Genomic DNA, 21,705 nt, shown 5'->3' on the forward strand with positions numbered 1-21,705 from the left:
GCGGCCGGCCCGTCAGGGTGCCGGAACCGCCCCTCACGCGTGTGCGAAGCCTCACGCGCGTGCGCCCGCCGAGGCCACGGCCGTCCCCCTCTCACCCGCGCGTGCCCCCCTGTGAGCGCGCCGCCGCCCCGCGCGGGGCACAATGCGAGGCGTGGACGCCGACACCCGGAACCCCACCCCCCGCACGACGCCGGCCCCGCCGGCCCCCTCCCGCGCCGCCGTCCGCCTCGCCCTGCCGGCCGCGGTGCTCGCGGCCGTCGCCGGAGCCTTCGCGTACGTGGGGACGGTGGACCCCAACGAGCCCGGCCACTACCCGGCCTGCCCGCTGCTGCGCCTGACCGGGCTGTACTGCCCCGGCTGCGGCGGCCTGCGCAGCGCCCACGCCGTCGTCCACGGGGACGTCCTCACCGCGCTCCAGGCCAACGCGCCCGCGGTCCTCGGCTACGCGGGCTTCGCCGTGCTGTGGACCGTCTGGGTGGTCCGCGCCGCGCGCGGCCGCCCCCCGCGCCTCGACCCCGCGCCGTGGCACGCGTGGACGCTGGGGGCCCTGCTGCTGGTGTTCACCGTTGTCCGGAACCTGCCGTTCGGTGGCTGGCTCCATCCTTGATCATCCGGCGAGTGTCCAGGTAGTGGGACCGGCATCCACCGGATGCGGGGCCTTCCCCGGCCAGCGGATACCATCACAGGGACCATCGGTCCGCTCCGACCCCCGCCCGACGCGGCGGACCCGGGCGGAAGCGACCGCTTGAAGCCAACCGTTGGAAGGGGGCCGCTCGCGTGAGTGTGCTCGACGAGATCATCGACGGAGTCCGTGCCGACCTCGCGGAGCGGCAGGCGCGCGTCAGCCTCGACGAGCTCAAGGAGCGCGCGGCCAAGGCTCCCGCACCCAAGGACGGCCGGGCCGCGCTGCGCGGCGACGGCGTCAAGGTGATCTGCGAGGTCAAGCGCTCCAGCCCGTCCAAGGGCGCGCTGGCCGCCATCGCCGACCCGGCCGGGCTCGCCGCCGACTACGAGGCGGGCGGCGCGGCCGTCATCTCCGTCCTCACCGAGCAGCGGCGCTTCGGCGGCTCGCTCGCGGACCTGGAGGCGGTCCGCGCACGCGTGGACATCCCCGTACTGCGCAAGGACTTCATCGTCACGTCGTACCAGCTCTGGGAGGCCCGGGCGCACGGCGCCGACCTGGCGCTGCTGATCGTCGCCGCCCTGGACCAGCCGGCCCTGGAATCGCTCATCGAGCGCGCCGAGTCCATCGGCCTCACCCCGCTCGTCGAGGTGCACGACGAGGACGAGGTCGACCGCGCCGTCGACGCGGGCGCCAAGGTGATCGGCGTCAACGCCCGCGACCTGAAGACCCTCGAGGTCGACCGCGGCACCTTCGAACGCCTCGCCCCGGAGATCCCGGACCACATCGTCAAGGTCGCCGAGTCCGGCGTCCGCGGCCCGCACGACCTGATCGCCTACGCCAACGCCGGGGCCGACGCCGTGCTGGTCGGCGAGTCCCTCGTCACCGGCCGCGACCCGAAGGCGGCCGTCGCCGACCTGGTGGCGGCGGGCGAACACCCCGCGCTGCGGCACGGACGCGGCTGACACCCCGGTAGGCTTGCCCCGATGACACCGACGGCCCCCCCGACGACCACGGACCGGTACGCCCGCCTCGCGCGCGGCTGCCGCCCCCGTGGCTGCCGCGCGCCCGCGCGCCGCGTGCACGGCCGACGGGTCCGCTACGTCATCGGCGACGAGCCCGGACAGGTCAACGGACGGCGATGGTGCGCCCCCGCGAGGGGCGCGGGGATCTGCGCGACACGCGGCCCGGCCGCGTGAGCGCGCCGACGCGTCACGGCCGGACCACGGCCGCCTGACCACCCCGCCCCCACGGCGAACCGTGTCCGCACACTCACCGTGAGGTCTCACCATGCCCAGCGAGTTCTTCGTTCCCGACCCCGAAGGCCGGGTCCCCAGCGCCGAGGGCTACTTCGGCGCGTTCGGCGGCAAGTTCATCCCGGAGGCGCTCGTCGCCGCCGTCGACGAGGTCGCCGTCGAGTACGACAAGGCCAAGGCCGACCCCGAGTTCGCCCGCGAGCTCGACGACCTGCTGGTCCACTACACCGGCCGCCCCAGCGCCCTGACCGAGGTGCCCCGGTTCGCCGAGCACGCCGGCGGCGCCCGGGTCTTCCTCAAGCGCGAGGACCTCAACCACACCGGCTCCCACAAGATCAACAACGTGCTCGGCCAGGCGCTGCTCACCAAGCGGATGGGCAAGACCCGTGTCATCGCGGAGACCGGCGCCGGCCAGCACGGCGTGGCGACGGCGACCGCCTGCGCGCTCTTCGGCCTCGACTGCACCATCTACATGGGCGAGGTCGACACCCGGCGCCAGGCCCTCAACGTGGCCCGCATGCGCATGCTCGGCGCCGAGGTCATCGCCGTGAAGTCCGGCAGCCGCACGCTGAAGGACGCCATCAACGAGGCGTTCCGCGACTGGGTCGCCAACGTCGACCACACCCACTACCTCTTCGGTACCGTCGCCGGCCCCCACCCCTTCCCGGCCATGGTCCGCGACTTCCACCGGGTCATCGGCGTCGAGGCCCGCCGCCAGCTCCTGGAGCGCGCCGGGCGCCTGCCCGACGCCGCGATCGCCTGCGTGGGCGGCGGCTCCAACGCCATCGGCCTCTTCCACGCGTTCATCCCGGACGCCTCCGTCCGCCTCATCGGCTGCGAGCCCGCCGGGCACGGCGTCGAGACCGGCGAGCACGCGGCCACCCTCACCGCGGGCGAGCCCGGCATCCTGCACGGCTCCCGCTCCTACGTCCTCCAGGACGACGAGGGCCAGATCACCGAGCCGTACTCCATCTCGGCCGGTCTGGACTACCCCGGCATCGGCCCGGAGCACTCCTACCTCAAGGACTCCGGCCGCGGCGAGTACCGCGCGGTCACCGACGACGCGGCCATGCGGGCGCTGCTCCTGCTGTCGCGCACCGAGGGCATCATCCCGGCCATCGAGAGCGCCCACGCGCTGGCCGGCGCCCTGGAGGTCGGCAAGGAGCTGGGCAAGGACGGGCTGATCGTGGTCAACCTCTCCGGCCGCGGCGACAAGGACATGGACACCGCCGCCCGCTACTTCGGGCTGTACGACACCGACGCCGAGGTCGCCGCCGACGAGGCCGGCGCCGCCGCCGAGATCGAGGGGGACGCCAAGTGAGCGGGAACGTGCAACTGCTGAACGACACCCTCGCGGCGGCGAAGGCCGAGGGCCGCTCCGCCCTCATCGCCTACCTCCCGGCCGGGTTCCCGACCGTGGACGGCGGCATCGAGGCCGTCAAGGCCGCCTTCGAGGGCGGCGCCGACGTCGTCGAGGTCGGCCTGCCGCACAGCGACCCGGTCCTGGACGGCCCGGTCATCCAGACCGCCGACGACATCGCCCTGCGCGGCGGTCTGAGGATCGCCGACGTGATGCGCACCGTCCGCGAGGCGCACGCGGCCACCGGCAAGCCGGTCCTCGTCATGACGTACTGGAACCCCATCGACCGCTACGGCGTGGAGCGCTTCACCGCCGAGCTCGCCGAGGCGGGCGGCGCCGGGTGCATCCTGCCCGACCTGCCGGTGCAGGAGTCGGCGCTGTGGCGCGAGCACGCCGACAAGCACGGGCTCGCCACGGTCTTCGTGGTCGCGCCCAGCAGCAAGGACGAGCGGCTCGCCGAGATCACCGCGGCGGGCAGCGGCTTCGTCTACGCCGCCTCCCTCATGGGCGTCACCGGCACCCGCGAGTCGGTCGGCTCGCAGGCCCAGGATCTGGTGCGGCGCACCCGCGCCACCACCGACCTGCCGGTCTGCGTCGGGCTCGGCGTCTCCAACGCCGCCCAGGCCCGTGAGGTCGCCGGCTTCGCCGACGGCGTGATCGTCGGCTCCGCCTTCGTCAAGCGGATGCTGGACGCCCCGGACCACGCGGCCGGCGTCGAGGCGGTCCGCGCGCTGGCGGGCGAACTCGCCCGCGGCGTGCGCGGACAGGCGTAACGGGGCCCGCACGACGCACGGGTCCCCCGTACGGGTGGACCTGGGACCGGGGAGGCGCGGTGCGCCTCCCCGGTTCGTTCTGCGAGGTGTGAGCGAGAAGAACCGTGACGGAAAGCGCGCCGCCCGACAGCGGCTGGCGATGGAGCGCGAGAAGCAGAAGAGCGCGGAGAAGCGACGGCGCGCGCTGATCGTGGGGGCGAGCGTGGTCTGCGTCCTCGGGCTCGCGGCGGTCATCGGCGTGATCGCCGCCAACGCGGGCAAGGACGACGGCGACACGGCGGGCCCCGTCGTCGCCCCCTCCGGCGCCCAGGGCGAGGACAGCCTCGCCATCCCGGTCGGCGCGGCGGGCGCCGGATCGACGCTCACCATCTGGGAGGACTTCCGCTGCCCGGCCTGCAAGGGCTTCGAGCAGACCTACCGCTCGACGATCCACGAACTGACCGACGCCGGGCAGCTCAAGGTCGAGTACCGCCTGGCGACGATCATCGACGGAGGCATGGGCGGCAGCGGCTCCCGCAAGGCGGCCAACGCCGCGGCCTGCGCCCAGGACGCCGGGAAGTTCACCCCGTACCACGACGTGCTGTACGACAACCAGCCCCCGGAGACCGACGACGCGTTCGGCGAGAACGGCAGGCTGATCGAGCTGGCCGGGAAGGTCGACGGCCTCGACACGCCGGCGTTCCGCCGGTGCGTGGAGGACGGTACCCACGGCAGCTGGGTCGACAAGTCCAACGAGACCTTCCGCACCAGCGACTACACCGGCACCCCGACCGTGCTGCTGGACGGCCGCAACATCTACCAGGACCGCTCGATGACACCGGCGAAGCTGAAGCAGATGGTGCGGGACGCGAACTAGTGCCGCACCAGGGACGAGCCGCCGGCGACGCCCGCCCGTTATGGACCCGTAGCCGGGCTGCCCGCCGCGGGTCCCGCCCGGCACGGTAGCGTCGACCCTGCCATGGAACTTGCCTACATTCCCAGCCCGTCGCGCGGGGTGCTGTATCTCGGCCCCGTTCCGCTGCGCGGCTACGCGTTCTGCATCATCATCGGCGTCTTCGTTGCCGTATGGCTCGGCAACAAGCGCTGGATCGCCCGGGGCGGGCGGTCCGGGACGGTGGCCGACATCGCGGTCTGGGCCGTTCCCTTCGGCCTGGTCGGCGGCCGGCTCTACCACGTGATCACGGACTACGAGCTGTACTTCAGCGAGGGCCGCGACTGGGTGGACGCCTTCAAGGTCTGGGAGGGCGGACTCGGCATCTGGGGCGCGATCGCGCTCGGCGCGCTGGGCGCGTGGATCGGCTGCCGGCGGCGGGGCATCCCGATGCCCGCCTACGCCGACGCCGTCGCGCCCGGCATCGCCTTCGCGCAGGCCATCGGCCGCTGGGGCAACTGGTTCAACCAGGAGCTGTACGGGCGGGCCACCGACCTGCCGTGGGCACTGAAGATCACCTCGTCGGCGGACGGCCGGGAGCCCGGCACGTACCATCCGACGTTCCTGTACGAGTCGCTGTGGTGCGTCGGCGTCGCGCTGCTGGTGATCTGGGCCGACCGCCGCTTCCGGCTGGGACACGGACGGGCGTTCGCGCTGTACGTCGCCGCGTACTGCGCGGGCCGCTTCTGGATCGAGTACATGCGCGTCGACGACGCCCACCACATCCTCGGTCTGCGGCTGAACAACTGGACCGCGCTGCTGGTGTTCCTGCTGGCCGTGACGTACATCGTCGTCTCGGCGCGCAAGCGGCCTGGCCGGGAGCCCGTGGTCGAGCCGGGCGCCGGGCCCTCCGGTGACGGCGAGGAGAACGACGAGGCCGGCGAGACCGGCGCCCGAGCCGGTTCCGCCGGTTCCTCCGCGTCCTCCGGTGCCTCCGCGAGCGCCGGCAAGGGCGGGGAGGGCACGACACCAGGCGGGGCCGACCCGGCCGGGAAGAGCTGACGGCCGGCCCGCACACCGTACGTCGCCGAGGGCGCCCGGGAGCTGTCCGGGCGCCCTCGGCGCGTCATCAGGGGCGGCGGGCCAGCGACAGGGTGCGCCGGGCCGCCGCCACCACGGCCGCGTCGACGAAACGGCCGTCCGCGAGCGCCTGGGCGCCCGGCCGGGCCGCCGCCGCCTCCACGATCGTCGCCGCCTCCTCCAGCTCCCGCTCGGTGGGCAGATAGGCACGCTCGATGATCGGCAGCTGACGGGGATGGATCGCGGCGCGGCCCAGGAAGCCGAGCGCCCGGCCGCGGGCGCAGGAGGCCGCCAGGCCCTCCAGGTCCCGGGTGTCGGGATGGACCGACTGCGCGGGCGGGGCCAGGCCCGCCGCCCGCGCCGCCACGACCACCCGGGAACGGGACCAGTCCAGGCCGGTCTCCTCCCGCACCCCCAGGTCCGCCCGCAGGTCCGCCTCGCCGAGCCCGATGCCGTGCAGGGCGGGGTGGGCGCAGGCGATCGGGTACGCCCGCTCCACGCCCAGCGCCGACTCCAGGAGCGCGTACAGCGGCGGGCCGCCCCCGCCGGGTCGGGCGGTGGCCTCGGCGACGGCGGTGATCTGCTCCGGGCAGGTCACCTTCGGCAGCCGCAGCCCGGACAGGCCGGGCAGACCGGCCAGTGCCTCCAGGTCCGCCCGCGCCAGCGGCCCGTCCAGGGCGTTCACCCGGACGTGGACCGGCACCGGCTGGGCCTCGCCGAGGAGTTCGGCGGTGGCCGCGCGGGCGTACCCCTTGCGGTCCCGGGCGACCGCGTCCTCCAGGTCGACCACCACCACGTCGGCGCCCGCCGCCAGCGCCTTGGCCACCACCTGCGGGCGGTCGCCGGGTGCGTACAGCCAGGTCAGCGGGGTGGCCTGCGGACGGTCCGGGGCGGCGGCGGGCGCGGCACGGCGATCGGCGGACCACGGGCCGGCGCCCGGGGGTTTCACCGCGGTCGTCGTACGGCTCATACGGCGCCCTCCTCGCGCAGCGCCTTGACGTCGGTGCGGGTCAGGCCCAGCTCGGCGAGGACCTCCTCGGTGTCCGCGCCGTGCGGGCGGCCCGCCCAGCGGATCGCGCCCGGGGTGGCGGAGAGCCGGAAGAGGACGTTCTGCATCCGCAGCGGGCCCAGCTCCGGGTCGTCGACGGTGGCCAGGGTGCCCAGCGCCCGGTACTGCGGGTCGGTCATCACGTCCCGGACGTCCTGCACCGGGGCCACCGCCGCCTCGGCCCGCTCGAAGGCGGCCAGGACGTCGGCGCGGGTGTGGCGGGCGATCCAGCCGCCGACCGCCTCGTCCAGGACGCCGGCGTGGCCCGCCCGCCCGGCGCCGGTGGCGAACCACGGCTCGTCGATCAGCTCGGGCCGGCCCACCAGCCGCATCACGCGTTCGGCGACCGACTGGGCGGAGGTCGAGACGGCGACCCAGTCGCCGTCGGCGGTGCGGTAGGTGTTGCGCGGGGCGTTGTTCTGCGAGCGGTTGCCGGTGCGCGGCTGGACGTGGCCGAGCTGGTCGTACCAGATCGGCTGCGGCCCCAGCACGGTGAGGATCGGCTCGATGATGGCCATGTCGACGACCTGCCCCTCACCGGTGCGCTCCCGGGCGGCGAGCGCGGTCATCACGGCGTACGCGGTGGCCAGGGCGGCGATGGAGTCGGCGAGGCCGAACGGCGGCAGGGTCGGCGGCCCGTCCGGTTCGCCGGTGATCGCGGCGAAGCCGCTCATCGCCTCGGCGAGGGTGCCGAAGCCGGGCCGGTGCGCGTACGGGCCGAACTGGCCGAAGCCGGTGACCCGGGTGAGCACCAGCCGCGGATTGACGGCGGACAGCTCCTCCCAGCCGAGGTCCCACCGCTCCAGCGTGCCCGGCCGGAAGTTTTCCACGATCACGTCGGCGGTCGCGGCGAGACGGAGCAGGGTCCTGCGGCCCCCGGGCTTGGACAGGTCCAGGGTGATGGCGCGCTTGTTGCGGCCCAGCAGCTTCCACCACAGGCCCACGCCGTTCTTCGACGGGCCGTGGCCGCGGGACGGGTCGGGTTTGGCGGGGTGCTCGACCTTGACGACCTCGGCGCCGAAGTCGCCGAGCATGGTGGCGGCGAGCGGACCGGCGAACAGGGTGGCGAGGTCGAGGACCCGCAGGCCGGTCAGGGGCGCGGGGCGCGTGCGCGCCGGGGGGCTGGTGGGGCTCACGACGTGTACCTCGCCTCGATCTCGGAACGGCTGGGCATCGACGCCGACGCGCCGGGACGCTGCACGGACAGGGAGGCCGCCGCGGCCGCCCACGCCAGCGCCTCGCGCACGGGGCGGCCCTCGCCGAGCGCCACCGCGAGCGCGCCGGCGAAGGTGTCGCCGGCGCCGGTGGAGTCCACGGCGGTGACCCGGGGCGCGGGGACGGTCAGCGGCTCGGCGCCGCGCGCCGCGTACAGGCTGCCCGCCGCGCCCAGCGTGACGACCACCTCGGGCACCCGCTCCAGCAGCGCCGTCGCCGCCTGCCGGGGGTCGGTCAGGCCGGTGAGCGCGGCGGCCTCGTGCTCGTTGGGGAGCAGCAGGTCGGTGGCGTCCAGGAGTTCGGGCGGCAGGGGACGGGCGGGGGCGGGGGTGAGGATCGTACGGACCCCGTGGGCGCGGGCGGTCCGGGCGCCCGCGACGACCGCCGTGAGGGGGATCTCCAGCTGGAGCAGCAGGCAGCCGGCGGACGCGATGAGGGTCTCGTCGCCGGGCAGGAGGCGGTCGACGGTGCCGTTCGCGCCGGGCACCACCACGATCGCGTTGCCGCCCTCGTCGTCCACGACGATGTGCGCGGTGCCGGAGGGGCCCTCGGTGGTGCGCAGGTGGTCGGTGCGCACGCCGGACTCCTCCAGGCAGGCGCGCAGCCGGGAGCCGAAGGCGTCGTTGCCGACCGCGCCGATCACCGACACCGCGCCGCCCGCGCGGGCCGCGGCGATGGCCTGGTTGGCGCCCTTGCCGCCGGGGATCGTACGGAACTCCCGTCCCGTCACCGTCTCTCCGCGCTGCGGGGCCTTCTCGACGTAGGCGACGAGGTCCATGTTCGTGCTGCCGAGCACGACGATGTCGGTCATGGGCGGGTGGCCTCCCGGTGGGTGAGGTGGGCGAGGGCGTCGAAGCCGGCGCCGTCGAAGTCGGCGACGGAGGTGGACAGCCGGTTCTTGAGGGGGGCGGTCCAGCGGTCGGGGAGGGCGGCGGGGGAGCCGGCCAGCAGGCCGGCGACGCTGCCGGCCGTCGCGCCGTTGGAGTCGGTGTCCCAGCCGCCCGAGACGGCGCGGCAGATGGAACCGGTGAAGTCGCCGTCGGCGTGGGTGAGGGCGGCGGCGATCAGCGCGGTGTTGGGGACGGCGTGGACCCAGTGGTGGGCGGGGGAGTGGGCGGCGTGGAGCGCGTCGGCCACGTCGTCGAAGTCGTCGTGGGTCTCGGCGAGCCGGACGGCGTGGCGGACGGCGCGGGCCAGGCGGGATTCGGGCGGGACGACGGTGAGACCGGTGCGCAGGCAGGCGTGGACGTCGTGCGAGCCGGTGGCGGCGGTGGCGATGACGGCCGCCGCGAACATCGCCGCGTACACGCCGTTGGCGGTGTGGGTGAGCACCGCGTCGCGGTGGGCCTGTTCGGCCGCGGCCGCCGGGTCGCCGGGGTTGGTCCAGCCGTGCAGGTCGGCGCGGATCAGGGCGCCGATCCACTCGCGGAAGGGGTTGCGGTGGCGGGCGGTGTGCGGGGGCTCCAGGCCGCAGAGCAGGTTGCGGTAGGCGACGCGTTCGGCGGTGAAGGCGCGGCCGGCGGGCAGTTCGTCCAGCCAGACGCGGGCCACGTCGGCGGTGGTGAAGGCCCGGCCGTGCCGCTGGAGGAGCAGCAGGTTGAGCAGCGGGTAGTTGAGGTCGTCGTCCTCGGGCATGCCGTCGATGCACTCGGCCAGGGAGGTCGCCGCCGAGCGGCGGTTCCAGGGGTGGCGCGCGGCGAGCTCCGCGGGGACGCCGCGGGCGGTGAAGTACGTGGCCAGCGGCCAGTTCCCGGTGGCCCGGGCGAGGCTGCGGATGCCGTCGAGGGGGAGTTTCTCGACGGGTTTGCCGAGCAGGCAGCCCACGGCCCGCCCCAGCCAGGCGGCTTCCAGGCGGGGGCGGAGCGGGGGGGAGAAGGCGGGCTCACAGCGGGCCGGCCACCGCGGGCACCGGGCCCTGATCCGGTCCAGGTCCGTCGGCTCGTCCTGCGCCAGCGCGCTGGGCAGCTCCGCCAGTTCGTCCAGGAGGTCCTCGGCCAGCAGGCGCAGACGGCGGGAGACCGGTCCGGGCGACGCGCCCGCCCGCGCCGGGGCGTCGCAGCCGCCCGCCGCCCGCCAGCGCGCCGCCACCGCCGACGGCTCCCGGCCGTCCAGGGCCGCCTGGCGCAGTTCGTGGCCGATCAGGTCCTCGGGCTGGACCCAGGTCAGTCGGAGCACGCCGGGCCCCCGTCCCGCGCCGCGGGCCCGGCGCCGAGCCCGGCGAACGCCCGCTCGTGGGCGCGCCGCCGGTCCACGTCCCGGGCGAAGACCTCCCGGGTCACCTCGGTGAGGGCGGCGGCCGGCTGCCACAGGTCCAGTCGGCTCGCCTCCGCGACCGTCTTCGCCCACTCCCGCGGGACCGGGGCGCCCAGGGCGCCGCACAGCGCCCCCGCCATCGTGGCGATGGAGTCGCAGTCGCGGCCGTAGTTCACCGCGCCGAGCACCGCGTGCCGGTAGTCGCCGCCGGAGACCACCAGCATGCCGAGGGCGACGGGCAGTTCCTCGACGGCGTGCAGCCGGGACGGGCGGCGCGCGTTCAGGGACGGGGCACGGTAGTCGGGGCCCACCGTGTCGTACGGGGCGACCGCCGCCCGCAGCGGGGCCAGCGCGGACTCGAAGTCCGAGTGGCCGGCGGCCGTCTCGCAGACCCGCTCGATCGCCGTCCGGGTGCCGTCCTTCGCCAGGGACAGGCAGGCCGCGACCACCGAGTCCGGGGTGGCCCCGGGCGCGCACGCCGCCGCGACCGCGGCCGCGAAGACGCCGGCCGCCTCCCGGCCGTACGACGACTGGTGGGCGCCCGCGATGTCGAGCGCCTCGGCGTACGCGCCCGCCGGGTGGGCCGCGTTGACCAGGCCGACCGGCGCCATGTACATCGCGGCACCGCAGTTGACGATGTTGCCGACGCCGGCCTCGCGCGGGTCGGCGTGGCCGTAGTGGAGCCGGGCCACCAGCCACTTCTCCGCGAGGAAGATCCGCTGGAGGGGGAGGGCCTCGGCCTCCAGCTCGGGGATCCAGCGCGGGTTCGTCATCAGGTCCGGCACGAGGTGGCCGGCGATCGCGTAGGCGTCCAGGTGGTCGCGGACGGTGGTGTAGACCCGGACCAGGGCGTGGGTCATCAAGGTGTCGTCGGTGACGTGGCCGTCGCCCTTGTGGTACGGCGCGACCGGGCGGGCGGTGCGCCAGGCGTCGCCGTGCCAGGGGCCGACCACGCCGTGGACGCGGCCGCCGTGGCGTTCGAGGATCTGCTCGGGGGAGTAGCCCTCGACGGGACCGCCGAGCGCGTCGCCGACGGCCGCGCCGACCAGGGCGCCGGTGATCCGCTCCTCCAGAAGCGCTGTCCTGGTTTGTCCTTTTGTGGGTGTCATGGGCCGCATCATCCTCCGGGATGGGCCGGCTGTGCGGCTTCCAGGAGTCCGGCGAGTTCCACCAGGTCCGTGCCGGTGAGCCGGGGCAGGGCGCAGCCGGAGAGGGTGCGGCAGGCGTCCCGCCAGGACGCGGGGATCGCGGCGCCGCCGCCGAGGGCGCCGGTCAGGGCGCCGGCCAGCGCCGGGGCGGAGTCGGCGACCCGGGACAGGCACGCCGCCGCCGGGACCGCCCGCGCGATCCGGCCGCGGGCGGCGGTGGCCAGGGCGAGGGCGACCGGGACCGTCTCGGCGGCGGCGATGCCGTAGCTGTAGACGTGGTCCACGATCTGGTGCTCCAGCAGAGGCACCAGGGCGAAGGCGGACCCGGCCTCCTCCGCGAGGGCCAGTGCCTGCCGGGCGTTGCGGCCGATCTCCGTCTCCTCGGGCAGTTCGGCGAGCGCGGCCGTCACACAGGCCCGTACGTCCGCCCCGGCGAGGGCGCAGGCGAGGGCCGCCGCCATCGCCCGGGCGCCGTGCACGCCGTCGCCGTCCTGGGTGTAGCGGGCGTCGAACTCGGCGAGGCCGGCCGCGCCCCGGGGGTCACCGGGGTGGGCGACGGCCAGCACGCAGGCGCGGACGCAGGCCGCGTCGTCGAAGTAGTGCGGGTTGTCGTGGCCGGTGGCGGGCGGGCGCAGACCGGTGGCGAGGTTGCCGAGGCCCGCCCGCACGGAGATGCGGGCGCGCAGCGGCAGCACGGCGGACTCCACCTCGGGGGCGCGTTCGGCCGCCGCCGCGACCTCGCTGGCGACCGCGTTCCAGGTCAGGTCGATGGCGGCCCGCATGCGGCGCTCCCGGCTCAGGTCCCCGAGCGCGGTGTCGTCCCCGGCCCGCAGCACCGCCTCCGCCGCGAACACCGCCCACTCCGCGTCGTCCGACGGGCCCAGGCGCAGCGGTTCCGGCGGCTGGTTGAGGGCGATGGGCACGGGGAGGGTCGTGGTCGCGTTCCGCTCGGCGAAGGTGTCCAGCTCGCGGGTCAGGCGCCGGGTCCACTCCGGCATCCGCGCGGCCCGGTGCCGGGCGGCCGGCCAGCCCGCCGCGTCACCGGCGGCGAGACCGAGGAGGAGCCCCTCGACGCGGCGGGGGCGGGGGCTGTCCTGGCGGGGGGCGGGGGGCCCGGCCGGGGCCGGGGGCGGGGCTGGTGTTGTGGGGTGCAGGGGGGCGGCCGGGGCGGGGGCCAAGGCCGGTGCGGCGGTGCCGGGGGAGTCGGCCGGGGCCGGGGCGTCGGGGCCGGGGTGGTGGCCGTTACCGGCGGCCGGTGGCCGTTCCGGCGGGCCGGGCGGGGCGGCGTACGCCGTCGTGGCCGGTTCCTCGCCCGCCGGGCGGGCCCGGGTCACGGCCGTGCCTCCGCCGCGCCGGCGCGGCGGCCGCCGGCCGGGGCGTCCACGGACGCGGCGGCGGCCGGTGCCGGTGACGGTCCCGGGCCGGGTGGCGCCTCCGCGAGGGGGACGCCGCCGGGGGCCGGGGCGCCCGGCCCGGCGGGCTCCCCGCGCGTCAGCAGGTCCGCCACCTCCAGCACATGGCGCCCGGCCATCGCCGGCAGACAGCTGCCGCGTGCCGGGCCGATCGCGGCGGCCCACTCCGCCGGGATGGCGGACTCGCCCCGTGTCGCCCCGGCCAGGGCGCCCGCCACCGCGGCGGTCGTGTCGGCGTCGCGCCCCATGTTCACGGCCGTCAGGACGGCGCCCCGGAAGTCGCCGTCGGCCGCCGCGTACGCCCCGAAGGCGAGGGCGACGGCCTCGGGGGCCAGGTCCGTCCACGGATAGCCGCCGACGACCACCGCCGAACGGACGGCGCGTTCGCCGCGGTGGGCCGCCGTCACGGCCCGGCGCAGACAGCGCGCCGTCCAGGAGTCGTCCGGGACGACGGCCAGCGCGGCGGCGACGACCGCGGTGACCGGTGCTCCCGCCATGGCCGCGGCGACGCCCGCCGCCACCGCCTGGCCGCCGTGGATGCCCTCGCCGTCGTGGCTGACCGAGCCGTCGATCGCCACCAGGCGGGCCGCCTCCGCGGGGCGGCCCGCCGCGAACACGCCGTAGGGCGCGGCGCGCATGGCCAGGCCGTCGCTCCAGGCGTGGCGGTGCTGGGCGGAGATGGGGGCCGCCAGGCCCCGGCGCAGGTTCTCCAGCGTGCCGCGCTCGCTGAAGCCCGCACCCCGGAAGGGGCCCTCGTCGCGGTCCGCGATCCACTCGTGCCAGGCCGCCTCGACATGGGCGGGGGTGAGGGCGGAGCCGTGCCGGGCCAGCAGCAGACCGGAGAAGATCGTGTACTCGGTGTCGTCGGTGCCGGACGGCTCCTCGGTCACGAATCCCGTGATGCGGCCCCAGCGCGCGCGGATCTCGGAGGGCTTCAGGTTCTCCGCCGGGGCCCCGAGGGCGTCCCCGACGGCCAGCCCGAGCAGCGCCCCGCGCGCCCGGTCGCCGAGGCCGCCGGCGCCCTGGGGCGCCGGGACCGAGGGAATGCAGGCGGTCGATGCCATGCGGCCTCCTCTCAGGGGGCGCCCCGGAAGGCGCAGAGCCCTTTGCGGAACTCTCCCCGGTGCGGTGTCCCACCCAGCCTCGGCGCCCTCAGCGTCACCCGGTCGACATCTGTGCACTCCATCCCACGGATGAGCGAAATGCGGCAAAGCCGCAGGTAAGCCCAGCCTTTCCTTGCTGGCGAGCGGGAAATGGACGGCGTAGATTTGTTGTTGTCGAAAGTTGGACTCCGTCCAAGCGCCTCCGTCCAAGCGCATTGGGAGGAGCTCCGCGAGCAGCTCCGCGGAAGACACCTGGGGGTAACTCATGGCCATCGTCGAGACCGAAGCCGTCCTGCACGAGGCGCACCGCGACAACCACACGCACCGGGACGTGAACGGCGGCTGGCTGCGTCCCGCCGTCTTCGGCGCGATGGACGGCCTGGTCTCCAATCTCGCCCTGATGACCGGTGTCGCGGGCGGCGCGGCCGACCGGCAGGCGATCGTGCTCAGCGGGCTCGCGGGCCTGGCCGCCGGCGCCTTCTCCATGGCCGCCGGCGAGTACACCTCCGTCGCCTCGCAGCGCGAACTCGTCGAGGCGGAGCTGGAGGTGGAGCGCCGGGAGCTCCGAAAGCACCCCCAGGACGAGGAGGCCGAGCTCGCCGCGCTCTACGCGGCACGGGGCGTCGAGCCGGATCTCGCCCGCGAGGTGGCCCGGCAGCTCTCCCGCGACCCGGAGCAGGCGCTGGAGATCCACGCCCGCGAGGAACTGGGCATCGACCCCGGCGACCTGCCCTCGCCGCTGGTCGCGGCCGTGTCGTCCTTCGGCTCCTTCGCGCTGGGCGCCCTGCTGCCCGTCCTGCCCTACCTGCTCGGCGCGACCGCGCTGTGGCCCGCCGTCGCGCTGGCGCTGCTCGGGCTCTTCCTGTGCGGCGCGGTGGTGGCCAGGGTGACCGCGCGGACCTGGTGGTTCAGCGGCCTGCGGCAGCTCGTCCTCGGCGGCGCCGCGGCCGGTGTGACGTACGCCCTGGGCAGTTTGTTCGGAACGGCCGTAGGATAGCGCGGCTCGGACTTATGCGAGGGGCCGCATAAGTAGTCGTTACTTGCTGGTTTCGGCCGCATGGCCGCCGGGCATGAGCCGTAAGCACTGTGGGCAATGAGGCCCACCGTGCGTCTGCGGGGTGGGCGACGGTGCCCGCTCCGACAGCCTCCGGGCCGCCGGGCACCGATCCGACCGATCCCGTCCGCGCCGGTCCCTCCCGCTCTGTTCCGCCGGGCGCGGCACCCGCCCGCGACCCTGCGGTGTCCGCATGTTGGAACGGAGTATCCGGTTCCCGAGAATCGCTCCATCATGTAACCTGCACGAAATTTCGATCTCACGCAGAGGGCCAACGTCGTCCCTCGGCACCTGCACCATGCCACCTGACGACGACGGGAGAGCCGATGCGTACGCCGCGCCAGCCGTCCCAGCACTCCACGAACGGCCGGAACTGGTCGTTCATGGATGCTCGCCCTGCTGCGCAGGGTATGTACGACCCCCGCAACGAGCACGACGCCTGCGGCGTCGGCTTCGTCGCCACCCTGACCGGCGAGGCCTCCCACACCCTGGTCGACCAGGCACTCACCGTGCTGCGCAACCTGGAGCACCGCGGGGCCACCGGCTCCGAGCCCGACTCCGGTGACGGCGCGGGCATCCTGTCCCAGGTGCCGGACGCCTTCCTGCGTGAGGTGGCCGGATTCGAGCTGCCCGAGGCCGGCGCCTACGCCGTCGGCATCGCCTTCCTCCCCGAGGAGGGCACCGAGGACGCCGTCTCACAGATCGAGACGATCGCCGCCGGTGAGGGCCTGACCGTCCTCGGCTGGCGCGAGGTCCCCGTCGCGCCCGACCTCCTCGGTGCCACCGCCCGGTCGACGATGCCCGTCTTCCGCCAGCTCTTCGTCAGCGACGGCACGAGCACCGGCATCGCCCTGGACCGCAAGGCGTTCGTGCTGCGCAAGCGCGCCGAGCGCGAGGCGGGCGTCTACTTCCCGTCGCTGTCCGCGCGGACCATCGTCTACAAGGGCATGCTGACCACCGGCCAGCTGGAGCCCTTCTTCCCGGACCTGTCCGACCGCCGCTTCGCCTCCGCGATCGCGCTCGTGCACTCCCGGTTCTCCACCAACACCTTCCCGTCGTGGCCGCTGGCCCACCCGTACCGCTTCGTCGCGCACAACGGCGAGATCAACACGGTCAAGGGCAACCGCAACTGGATGGCGGCCCGCGAGTCGCAGATCCTCTCCGACCTCTTCGGCGACCAGGAGCGGATCGACCGGATCTTCCCGATCTGCACGCCCGACGCCTCCGACTCCGCCTCCTTCGACGAGGTGCTGGAACTGCTGCACCTGGGCGGGCGTTCGCTGCCCCACTCGGTGCTGATGATGATCCCGGAGGCGTGGGAGAACCACGACTCCATGGACCCGGCCCGGCGCGCCTTCTACCAGTACCACTCCACGATGATGGAGCCCTGGGACGGCCCGGCCTGCGTCACCTTCACCGACGGCACCCAGGTCGGCGCCGTCCTGGACCGCAACGGCCTGCGCCCCGGCCGCTACTGGGTCACCGACGACGGCCTCGTCGTCCTCGGCTCCGAGGTCGGCGTCCTCGACATCGACCCGGCCAGGGTCGTCCGCAAGGGCCGTCTTCAGCCCGGCAGGATGTTCCTCGTCGACACCGCCGAGCACCGCATCATCGAGGACGACGAGATCAAGGCCCAGCTCGCGGCGGAGAAGCCGTACGCCGAGTGGCTGGAGGCCGGCGAGATCGAGCTGGGCGACCTGCCCGAGCGCGAGCACATCGTGCACACCCACGCCTCGGTCACCCGCCGCCAGCAGACCTTCGGCTACACCGAGGAAGAGCTGCGCGTCATCCTCGCGCCGATGGCCAAGACCGGCGCCGAGCCGATCGGCTCGATGGGCACCGACTCGCCCATCGCGGCCCTCTCCGAGCGCCCGCGGCTGCTGTTCGACTACTTCACCCAGCTGTTCGCGCAGGTCACCAACCCGCCGCTGGACGCGATCCGGGAAGAGCTCGTGACCAGCCTGCGCTCGTCGCTGGGCCCGCAGGGCAACCTGCTCGACCCGACCGCCGCCTCCTGCCGGTCCGTCGTCCTGCCCTTCCCGGTCATCGACAACGACGAGCTGGCCAAGCTCATCCACATCAACGCCGACGGCGACATGCCCGGCTTCAAGGCCGCGACCCTGTCCGGCCTGTACCGGGTGCACGGCGGCGGCGAGGCCCTCGCCGCCCGCATCGAGGAGATCTGCGCCGAGGCCGACGCGGCCATCGACAACGGCGCCCGCCTGATCGTCCTGTCCGACCGGCACTCCGACGCCGAGCACGCGCCGATCCCGTCGCTGCTGCTCACCGCGGCCGTCCACCACCACCTCATCCGCACCAAGCAGCGCACCCAGGTGGGCCTGCTGGTCGAGGCCGGCGACGTCCGCGAGGTCCACCACGTCGCCCTGCTCATCGGCTACGGCGCCGCCGCCGTCAACCCGTACCTGGCGATGGAGACCGTCGAGGACCTGGTCCGCGCCGGCACCTTCCTGCCGGGCATCGAGCCCGAGAAGGCCATCCGCAACCTGATCTACGCGCTCGGCAAGGGCGTGCTGAAGGTCATGTCCAAGATGGGCATCTCGACCGTCGCCTCCTACCGCGGTGCCCAGGTCTTCGAGGCCGTCGGCCTGGACGAGGCGTTCGTCGGGAAGTACTTCAACGGCACCGCCACCAAGATCGGCGGTGTCGGCATCGACGTCATCGCCCAGGAGGTCGCCGCCCGCCACGCCAAGGCGTACCCGGCCAGCGGCATCGCGCCCGCGCACCGCGCGCTGGAGATCGGCGGCGAGTACCAGTGGCGCCGCGAGGGCGAGCCGCACCTGTTCGACCCGGAGACGGTCTTCCGCCTCCAGCACTCCACGCGCTCCGGCCGCTACGACATCTTCAAGAAGTACACCGAGCGCGTGAACGAGCAGTCCGAGCGGCTGATGACGCTGCGCGGCCTGTTCGGCTTCAAGTCGGACCGCCAGCCGATCCCGGTCGAGGAGGTCGAGCCGGTCTCGGAGATCGTCAAGCGGTTCTCCACCGGCGCCATGTCGTACGGCTCCATCTCCAAGGAGGCGCACGAGACCCTCGCCATCGCCATGAACCAGCTGGGCGGCAAGTCCAACACCGGTGAGGGCGGCGAGGACCCCGAGCGCCTGTACGACCCGGCGCGCCGCTCCGCCATCAAGCAGGTCGCCTCCGGCCGCTTCGGTGTGACGAGCGAGTACCTGGTCAACGCCGACGACATCCAGATCAAGATGGCCCAGGGCGCCAAGCCCGGCGAGGGCGGCCAGCTGCCCGGCCACAAGGTGTACCCGTGGGTGGCCAAGACCCGGCACTCGACGCCGGGCGTGGGGCTCATCTCCCCGCCGCCGCACCACGACATCTACTCCATCGAGGACCTGGCCCAGCTGATCCACGACCTGAAGAACGCGAACCCGCAGGCGCGGATCCACGTCAAGCTGGTCTCCGAGGTCGGCGTCGGCACGGTCGCCGCGGGCGTGTCCAAGGCGCACGCGGACGTCGTCCTCATCTCCGGCCACGACGGCGGCACGGGCGCCTCCCCGCTCACCTCCCTGAAGCACGCGGGCGGCCCCTGGGAGCTCGGCCTGGCCGAGACCCAGCAGACCCTGCTGCTCAACGGCCTGCGCGACCGGATCGTCGTCCAGACCGACGGCCAGCTCAAGACCGGCCGCGACGTCGTCATCGCCGCGCTGCTGGGCGCCGAGGAGTTCGGTTTCGCGACCGCGCCGCTCGTCGTCTCCGGCTGCGTCATGATGCGCGTCTGCCACCTGGACACCTGTCCGGTCGGCATCGCCACCCAGAACCCGACCCTGCGGGACCGGTTCTCCGGCAAGGCCGAGTACGTCGTGAACTTCTTCCGGTACATCGCCGAAGAGGTCCGCGAGCTCCTGGCCGAGCTGGGCTTCCGCTCCATCGAGGAGGCCGTCGGCCACGCCGAGGTCCTCGACGTGACCCGCGCGGTGAACCACTGGAAGGCGCAGGGCCTGGACCTGGAGCCGCTGTTCCACGTGCCCGAGCTGCCCGAGGGCGCCGTCCGCCACGCCCTGGTCCCCCAGGACCACGGCCTGGAGAAGGCGCTCGACAACGAGCTGATCAGGCTCGCGGCGGACGCGCTCGCCGCGAACGACGCGACCGAGGCCCAGCCGGTGCGCGCCCGGGTCGCCATCCGCAACATCAACCGCACGGTCGGCACCATGCTCGGCCACGAGGTGACGAAGAAGTTCGGCGGCGCGGGCCTGCCCGACGACACCATCGACATCACCTTCACCGGCTCCGCCGGCCAGTCCTTCGGCGCCTTCGTCCCGCGCGGTGTCACGCTGCGCCTGGAGGGCGACGCCAACGACTACGTCGGCAAGGGCCTGTCCGGCGGCCGGATCATCGTCCGCCCGGACCGGGGCGCCGACCACCTCGCCGAGTACAGCGTCATCGCGGGCAACACCCTCGCCTACGGCGCCACGGGCGGCGAGATGTTCCTGCGCGGCAAGGTCGGCGAGCGGTTCTGCGTCCGCAACTCCGGCGCGCTGGTCGTCTCCGAGGGCGTGGGCGACCACGGCTGCGAGTACATGACCGGCGGCCACGCGGTCGTCCTCGGCGAGACCGGGCGCAACTTCGCGGCCGGCATGTCCGGCGGCGTCGCGTACGTCATCGACCTCGACCGGGACAACGTCAACGCCGGCAACCTCGGCGCGATCGAGGCGCTGGACGACACGGACAAGCAGTGGCTGCACGACGTGGTGCGCCGCCACGCCGAGGAGACCGGCTCCACGGTCGCCGAGAAGCTGCTCGCCGACTGGGCCGTCTCCGCGGAACGCTTCAGCAAGATCATCCCCAGCACGTACAAGGCAGTGCTCGCCGCCAAGGACGCCGCCGAGCGAGCCGGTCTCTCCGAGACCGAGATCACCGAGAAGATGATGGAGGCGGCGACCAATGGCTGATCCCAAGGGCTTTCTCAACCACGGCCGCGAGGTCGCCAAGACCCGTCCCGTCGAGGAGCGCGTCAGGGACTGGAACGAGGTCTACGTCCCCGGCTCCCTGCTGCCGATCATCAGCAAGCAGGCCAGCCGGTGCATGGACTGCGGCATCCCGTTCTGCCACAACGGCTGTCCGCTGGGGAACCTGATCCCCGAGTGGAACGACTACGCCTACCGCGAGGACTGGTCGGCCGCGCAGGAGCGCCTGCACGCCACCAACAACTTCCCGGAGTTCACCGGCCGCCTGTGCCCGGCTCCGTGCGAGTCGGCGTGTGTGCTCGGCATCAACCAGCCGCCGGTCACCATCAAGAACGTCGAGGTCTCCATCATCGACAAGGCGTGGGAGACCGGGGACGTCGCCCCGCAGATCCCCGAGCGCCTGTCCGGCAAGACGGTCGCCGTCGTCGGCTCGGGCCCGGCGGGCCTGGCCGCCGCCCAGCAGCTCACCCGGGCCGGTCACACCGTCGCCGTCTACGAGCGCGCCGACCGCGTCGGCGGCCTCCTGCGCTACGGCATCCCCGAGTTCAAGATGGAGAAGCGGCACATCAACCGCCGTATCGAGCAGATGCGCGCGGAGGGCACCCGCTTCCGCACCGGCGTCGAGATCGGCCGCGACCTGAAGGCGACGGACCTGAGGAAGCGGTACGACGCCGTCGTGCTGGCCGTGGGCGCCACCACCGCGCGCGACCTGCCGGTCCCGGGCCGCGAGCTCAAGGGCATCCACCAGGCCATGGAGTACCTGCCGCTGGCCAACAAGGTCCAGGAGGGCGACTACGTCACCCCGCCGATCTCGGCCGAGGGCAAGCACGTCGTCGTCATCGGCGGCGGCGACACCGGCGCCGACTGCGTGGGCACCGCCCACCGGCAGGGCGCTGCCTCCGTCACCCAGCTGGAGATCATGCCCCGCCCGAACGAGGAGCGGGACCCGGTCGCCCAGCCCTGGCCGACCTTCCCCATGCTCTACAAGGTCACCTCGGCCCACGAGGAGGGCGGCGAGCGGGTCTACTCCGTCTCCACCACCCACTTCGAGGGCGACGAGGACGGCAACGTCCAGTGGCTGCACATGACCGAGGTCGAGTTCGTCGACGGCAAGCTCACCCCCAAGCAGGGCACCGAGCGCAAGATCCCCGCCCAGCTCGTCACCCTCGCCATGGGCTTCACCGGCACCGACCGGGACAACGGCCTGGTCGACCAGTTCGGCCTGGAGCTCGACGCACGCGGTAACATCGCTCGCGACGCCGATTTCCAGACCAACGTTCCGGGCGTGTTCGTCGCCGGCGACGCCGGCCGCGGCCAGTCCCTGATCGTGTGGGCGATCGCCGAGGGCCGCTCGGCCGCCCGCGGCGTCGACCGCTTCCTGACCGGGGCCAGCGACCTGCCGGCCCCGATCCGGCCGACCGACCGCGCCCTCGCGGTCTGACGGCCCCGGCTGACGGAGCGCCGCGGCGCTCCGGCGGCCGAAGAAGACGTCCCGTACAAAGGCGTACGGAACACAGACGGCGCCTGCCCCTGTCCCCGACCGGACGATTGGGCAGGCGCCGCCGCATGTCCG

At 74.3% G+C, this 21,705-nt stretch carries 16 protein-coding genes; 9 read left to right on the top strand and 7 right to left on the bottom strand.

Translation table 11 applies throughout. From position 1 onward, the window contains the following. Positions 1-142 precede the first annotated feature (142 nt). From AB0L74_RS11275 to lgt, 6 genes are all read left to right on the top strand, one after another. Positions 143-607 (top strand): DUF2752 domain-containing protein, encoded by a 465-nt coding sequence (locus AB0L74_RS11275; protein WP_365648789.1) that lies wholly within the window; start codon positions 143-145, stop codon positions 605-607. 170 nt (positions 608-777) lie between these two features. Continuing rightward, the gene (gene trpC / locus AB0L74_RS11280; RefSeq protein WP_365648791.1) at positions 778-1,587 is read left to right on the top strand and encodes an indole-3-glycerol phosphate synthase TrpC; all 810 of its coding nucleotides are present in this window, start codon (positions 778-780) and stop codon (positions 1,585-1,587) included. A 325-nt stretch (positions 1,588-1,912) separates the two neighbouring features. Further along, entirely contained in the window at positions 1,913-3,199 is a 1,287-nt protein-coding gene (gene trpB / locus AB0L74_RS11285; RefSeq protein WP_365648793.1) for a tryptophan synthase subunit beta, read from the top strand. Beyond that, a complete protein-coding gene (trpA, locus tag AB0L74_RS11290) occupies positions 3,196-4,011 on the top strand; it encodes a tryptophan synthase subunit alpha (RefSeq protein ID WP_365648795.1) in 816 nt (271 codons plus the stop codon). Before trpB ends, trpA begins: the two co-directional genes overlap by 4 nt. Positions 4,012-4,099: 88 nt before the next feature. Beyond that, entirely contained in the window at positions 4,100-4,867 is a 768-nt protein-coding gene (locus tag AB0L74_RS11295; protein WP_365648797.1) for a thioredoxin domain-containing protein, read from the top strand. A gap of 102 nt (positions 4,868-4,969) precedes the next feature. Continuing rightward, positions 4,970-5,944: a prolipoprotein diacylglyceryl transferase gene (gene lgt / locus AB0L74_RS11300; RefSeq protein ID WP_365648799.1), complete on the top strand. Its 975-nt coding sequence runs from the start codon at positions 4,970-4,972 to the stop codon at positions 5,942-5,944. 67 nt (positions 5,945-6,011) lie between these two features. Here the strand turns inward: lgt and AB0L74_RS11305 are convergent, their stop codons facing one another. The 7 genes from AB0L74_RS11305 to AB0L74_RS11335 are packed head-to-tail and all read right to left on the bottom strand — an operon-like array spanning position 6,012 to position 14,102. Next, complete coding sequence (locus tag AB0L74_RS11305; RefSeq protein WP_365648802.1) at positions 6,012-6,932, bottom strand: CoA ester lyase; 921 nt, start codon at positions 6,930-6,932, stop codon at positions 6,012-6,014. Further along, positions 6,929-8,146, bottom strand: coding sequence for a CoA transferase (locus tag AB0L74_RS11310; protein ID WP_365648805.1), 1,218 nt, complete (start codon positions 8,144-8,146; stop codon positions 6,929-6,931). The genes AB0L74_RS11305 and AB0L74_RS11310 overlap by 4 nt, the downstream gene beginning before the upstream one ends. Beyond that, complete coding sequence (rbsK, locus tag AB0L74_RS11315) at positions 8,143-9,036, bottom strand: ribokinase (protein ID WP_365648808.1); 894 nt, start codon at positions 9,034-9,036, stop codon at positions 8,143-8,145. The genes AB0L74_RS11310 and rbsK overlap by 4 nt, the downstream gene beginning before the upstream one ends. Continuing rightward, complete coding sequence (locus AB0L74_RS11320) at positions 9,033-10,400, bottom strand: ADP-ribosylglycohydrolase family protein (RefSeq protein ID WP_365648811.1); 1,368 nt, start codon at positions 10,398-10,400, stop codon at positions 9,033-9,035. Before AB0L74_RS11320 ends, rbsK begins: the two co-directional genes overlap by 4 nt. Then, positions 10,388-11,587 carry an ADP-ribosylglycohydrolase family protein gene (locus AB0L74_RS11325; protein ID WP_365648814.1) on the bottom strand — a complete coding sequence of 400 codons (1,200 nt, stop codon included), beginning with the start codon at positions 11,585-11,587 and terminating at the stop codon, positions 10,388-10,390. The genes AB0L74_RS11320 and AB0L74_RS11325 overlap by 13 nt, the downstream gene beginning before the upstream one ends. A gap of 8 nt (positions 11,588-11,595) precedes the next feature. Then, positions 11,596-12,960: an ADP-ribosylglycohydrolase family protein gene (locus AB0L74_RS11330; protein WP_365648817.1), complete on the bottom strand. Its 1,365-nt coding sequence runs from the start codon at positions 12,958-12,960 to the stop codon at positions 11,596-11,598. Beyond that, positions 12,957-14,102 (bottom strand): ADP-ribosylglycohydrolase family protein, encoded by a 1,146-nt coding sequence (locus AB0L74_RS11335; protein WP_365648820.1) that lies wholly within the window; start codon positions 14,100-14,102, stop codon positions 12,957-12,959. The genes AB0L74_RS11330 and AB0L74_RS11335 overlap by 4 nt, the downstream gene beginning before the upstream one ends. 304 nt (positions 14,103-14,406) lie before the next feature. Here AB0L74_RS11335 and AB0L74_RS11340 point away from each other — a divergent pair, with 304 nt between their 5' ends. The 3 genes from AB0L74_RS11340 to AB0L74_RS11350 all read left to right on the top strand — a co-directional run bounded on the left by AB0L74_RS11340 (position 14,407) and on the right by AB0L74_RS11350 (position 21,573). After that, entirely contained in the window at positions 14,407-15,138 is a 732-nt protein-coding gene (locus AB0L74_RS11340; protein WP_365648823.1) for a VIT1/CCC1 transporter family protein, read from the top strand. A gap of 383 nt (positions 15,139-15,521) precedes the next feature. Next, on the top strand, positions 15,522-20,117 hold the full coding sequence (gene gltB, locus AB0L74_RS11345) for a glutamate synthase large subunit (protein ID WP_365648826.1): 4,596 nt from the start codon (positions 15,522-15,524) through the stop codon (positions 20,115-20,117). Next, positions 20,110-21,573: a glutamate synthase subunit beta gene (locus tag AB0L74_RS11350; protein ID WP_365648829.1), complete on the top strand. Its 1,464-nt coding sequence runs from the start codon at positions 20,110-20,112 to the stop codon at positions 21,571-21,573. The genes gltB and AB0L74_RS11350 overlap by 8 nt, the downstream gene beginning before the upstream one ends. Positions 21,574-21,705 lie beyond the last annotated feature (132 nt).

This window comes from Streptomyces sp. NPDC052020 (assembly GCF_040680575.1).
Lineage (GTDB): Bacteria > Actinomycetota > Actinomycetes > Streptomycetales > Streptomycetaceae > Streptomyces.

Bases quoted from the DNA above. Each gene is read 5' to 3' on its own strand.
- AB0L74_RS11340 (WP_365648823.1), top strand. From the start codon at position 14,407: ATGGCCATCGTCGAGACCGAAGCCGTCCTGCACGAGGCGCACCGCGAC.
- AB0L74_RS11325 (WP_365648814.1), bottom strand. From the start codon at position 11,587: ATGACACCCACAAAAGGACAAACCAGGACAGCGCTTCTGGAGGAGCGG.
- rbsK (WP_365648808.1), bottom strand. From the start codon at position 9,036: ATGACCGACATCGTCGTGCTCGGCAGCACGAACATGGACCTCGTCGCC.
- gltB (WP_365648826.1), top strand. From the start codon at position 15,522: ATGCGTACGCCGCGCCAGCCGTCCCAGCACTCCACGAACGGCCGGAAC.
- AB0L74_RS11275 (WP_365648789.1), top strand. From the start codon at position 143: ATGCGAGGCGTGGACGCCGACACCCGGAACCCCACCCCCCGCACGACG.
- trpB (WP_365648793.1), top strand. From the start codon at position 1,913: ATGCCCAGCGAGTTCTTCGTTCCCGACCCCGAAGGCCGGGTCCCCAGC.
- AB0L74_RS11335 (WP_365648820.1), bottom strand. From the start codon at position 14,102: ATGGCATCGACCGCCTGCATTCCCTCGGTCCCGGCGCCCCAGGGCGCC.
- lgt (WP_365648799.1), top strand. From the start codon at position 4,970: ATGGAACTTGCCTACATTCCCAGCCCGTCGCGCGGGGTGCTGTATCTC.
- AB0L74_RS11305 (WP_365648802.1), bottom strand. From the start codon at position 6,932: ATGAGCCGTACGACGACCGCGGTGAAACCCCCGGGCGCCGGCCCGTGG.
- AB0L74_RS11350 (WP_365648829.1), top strand. From the start codon at position 20,110: ATGGCTGATCCCAAGGGCTTTCTCAACCACGGCCGCGAGGTCGCCAAG.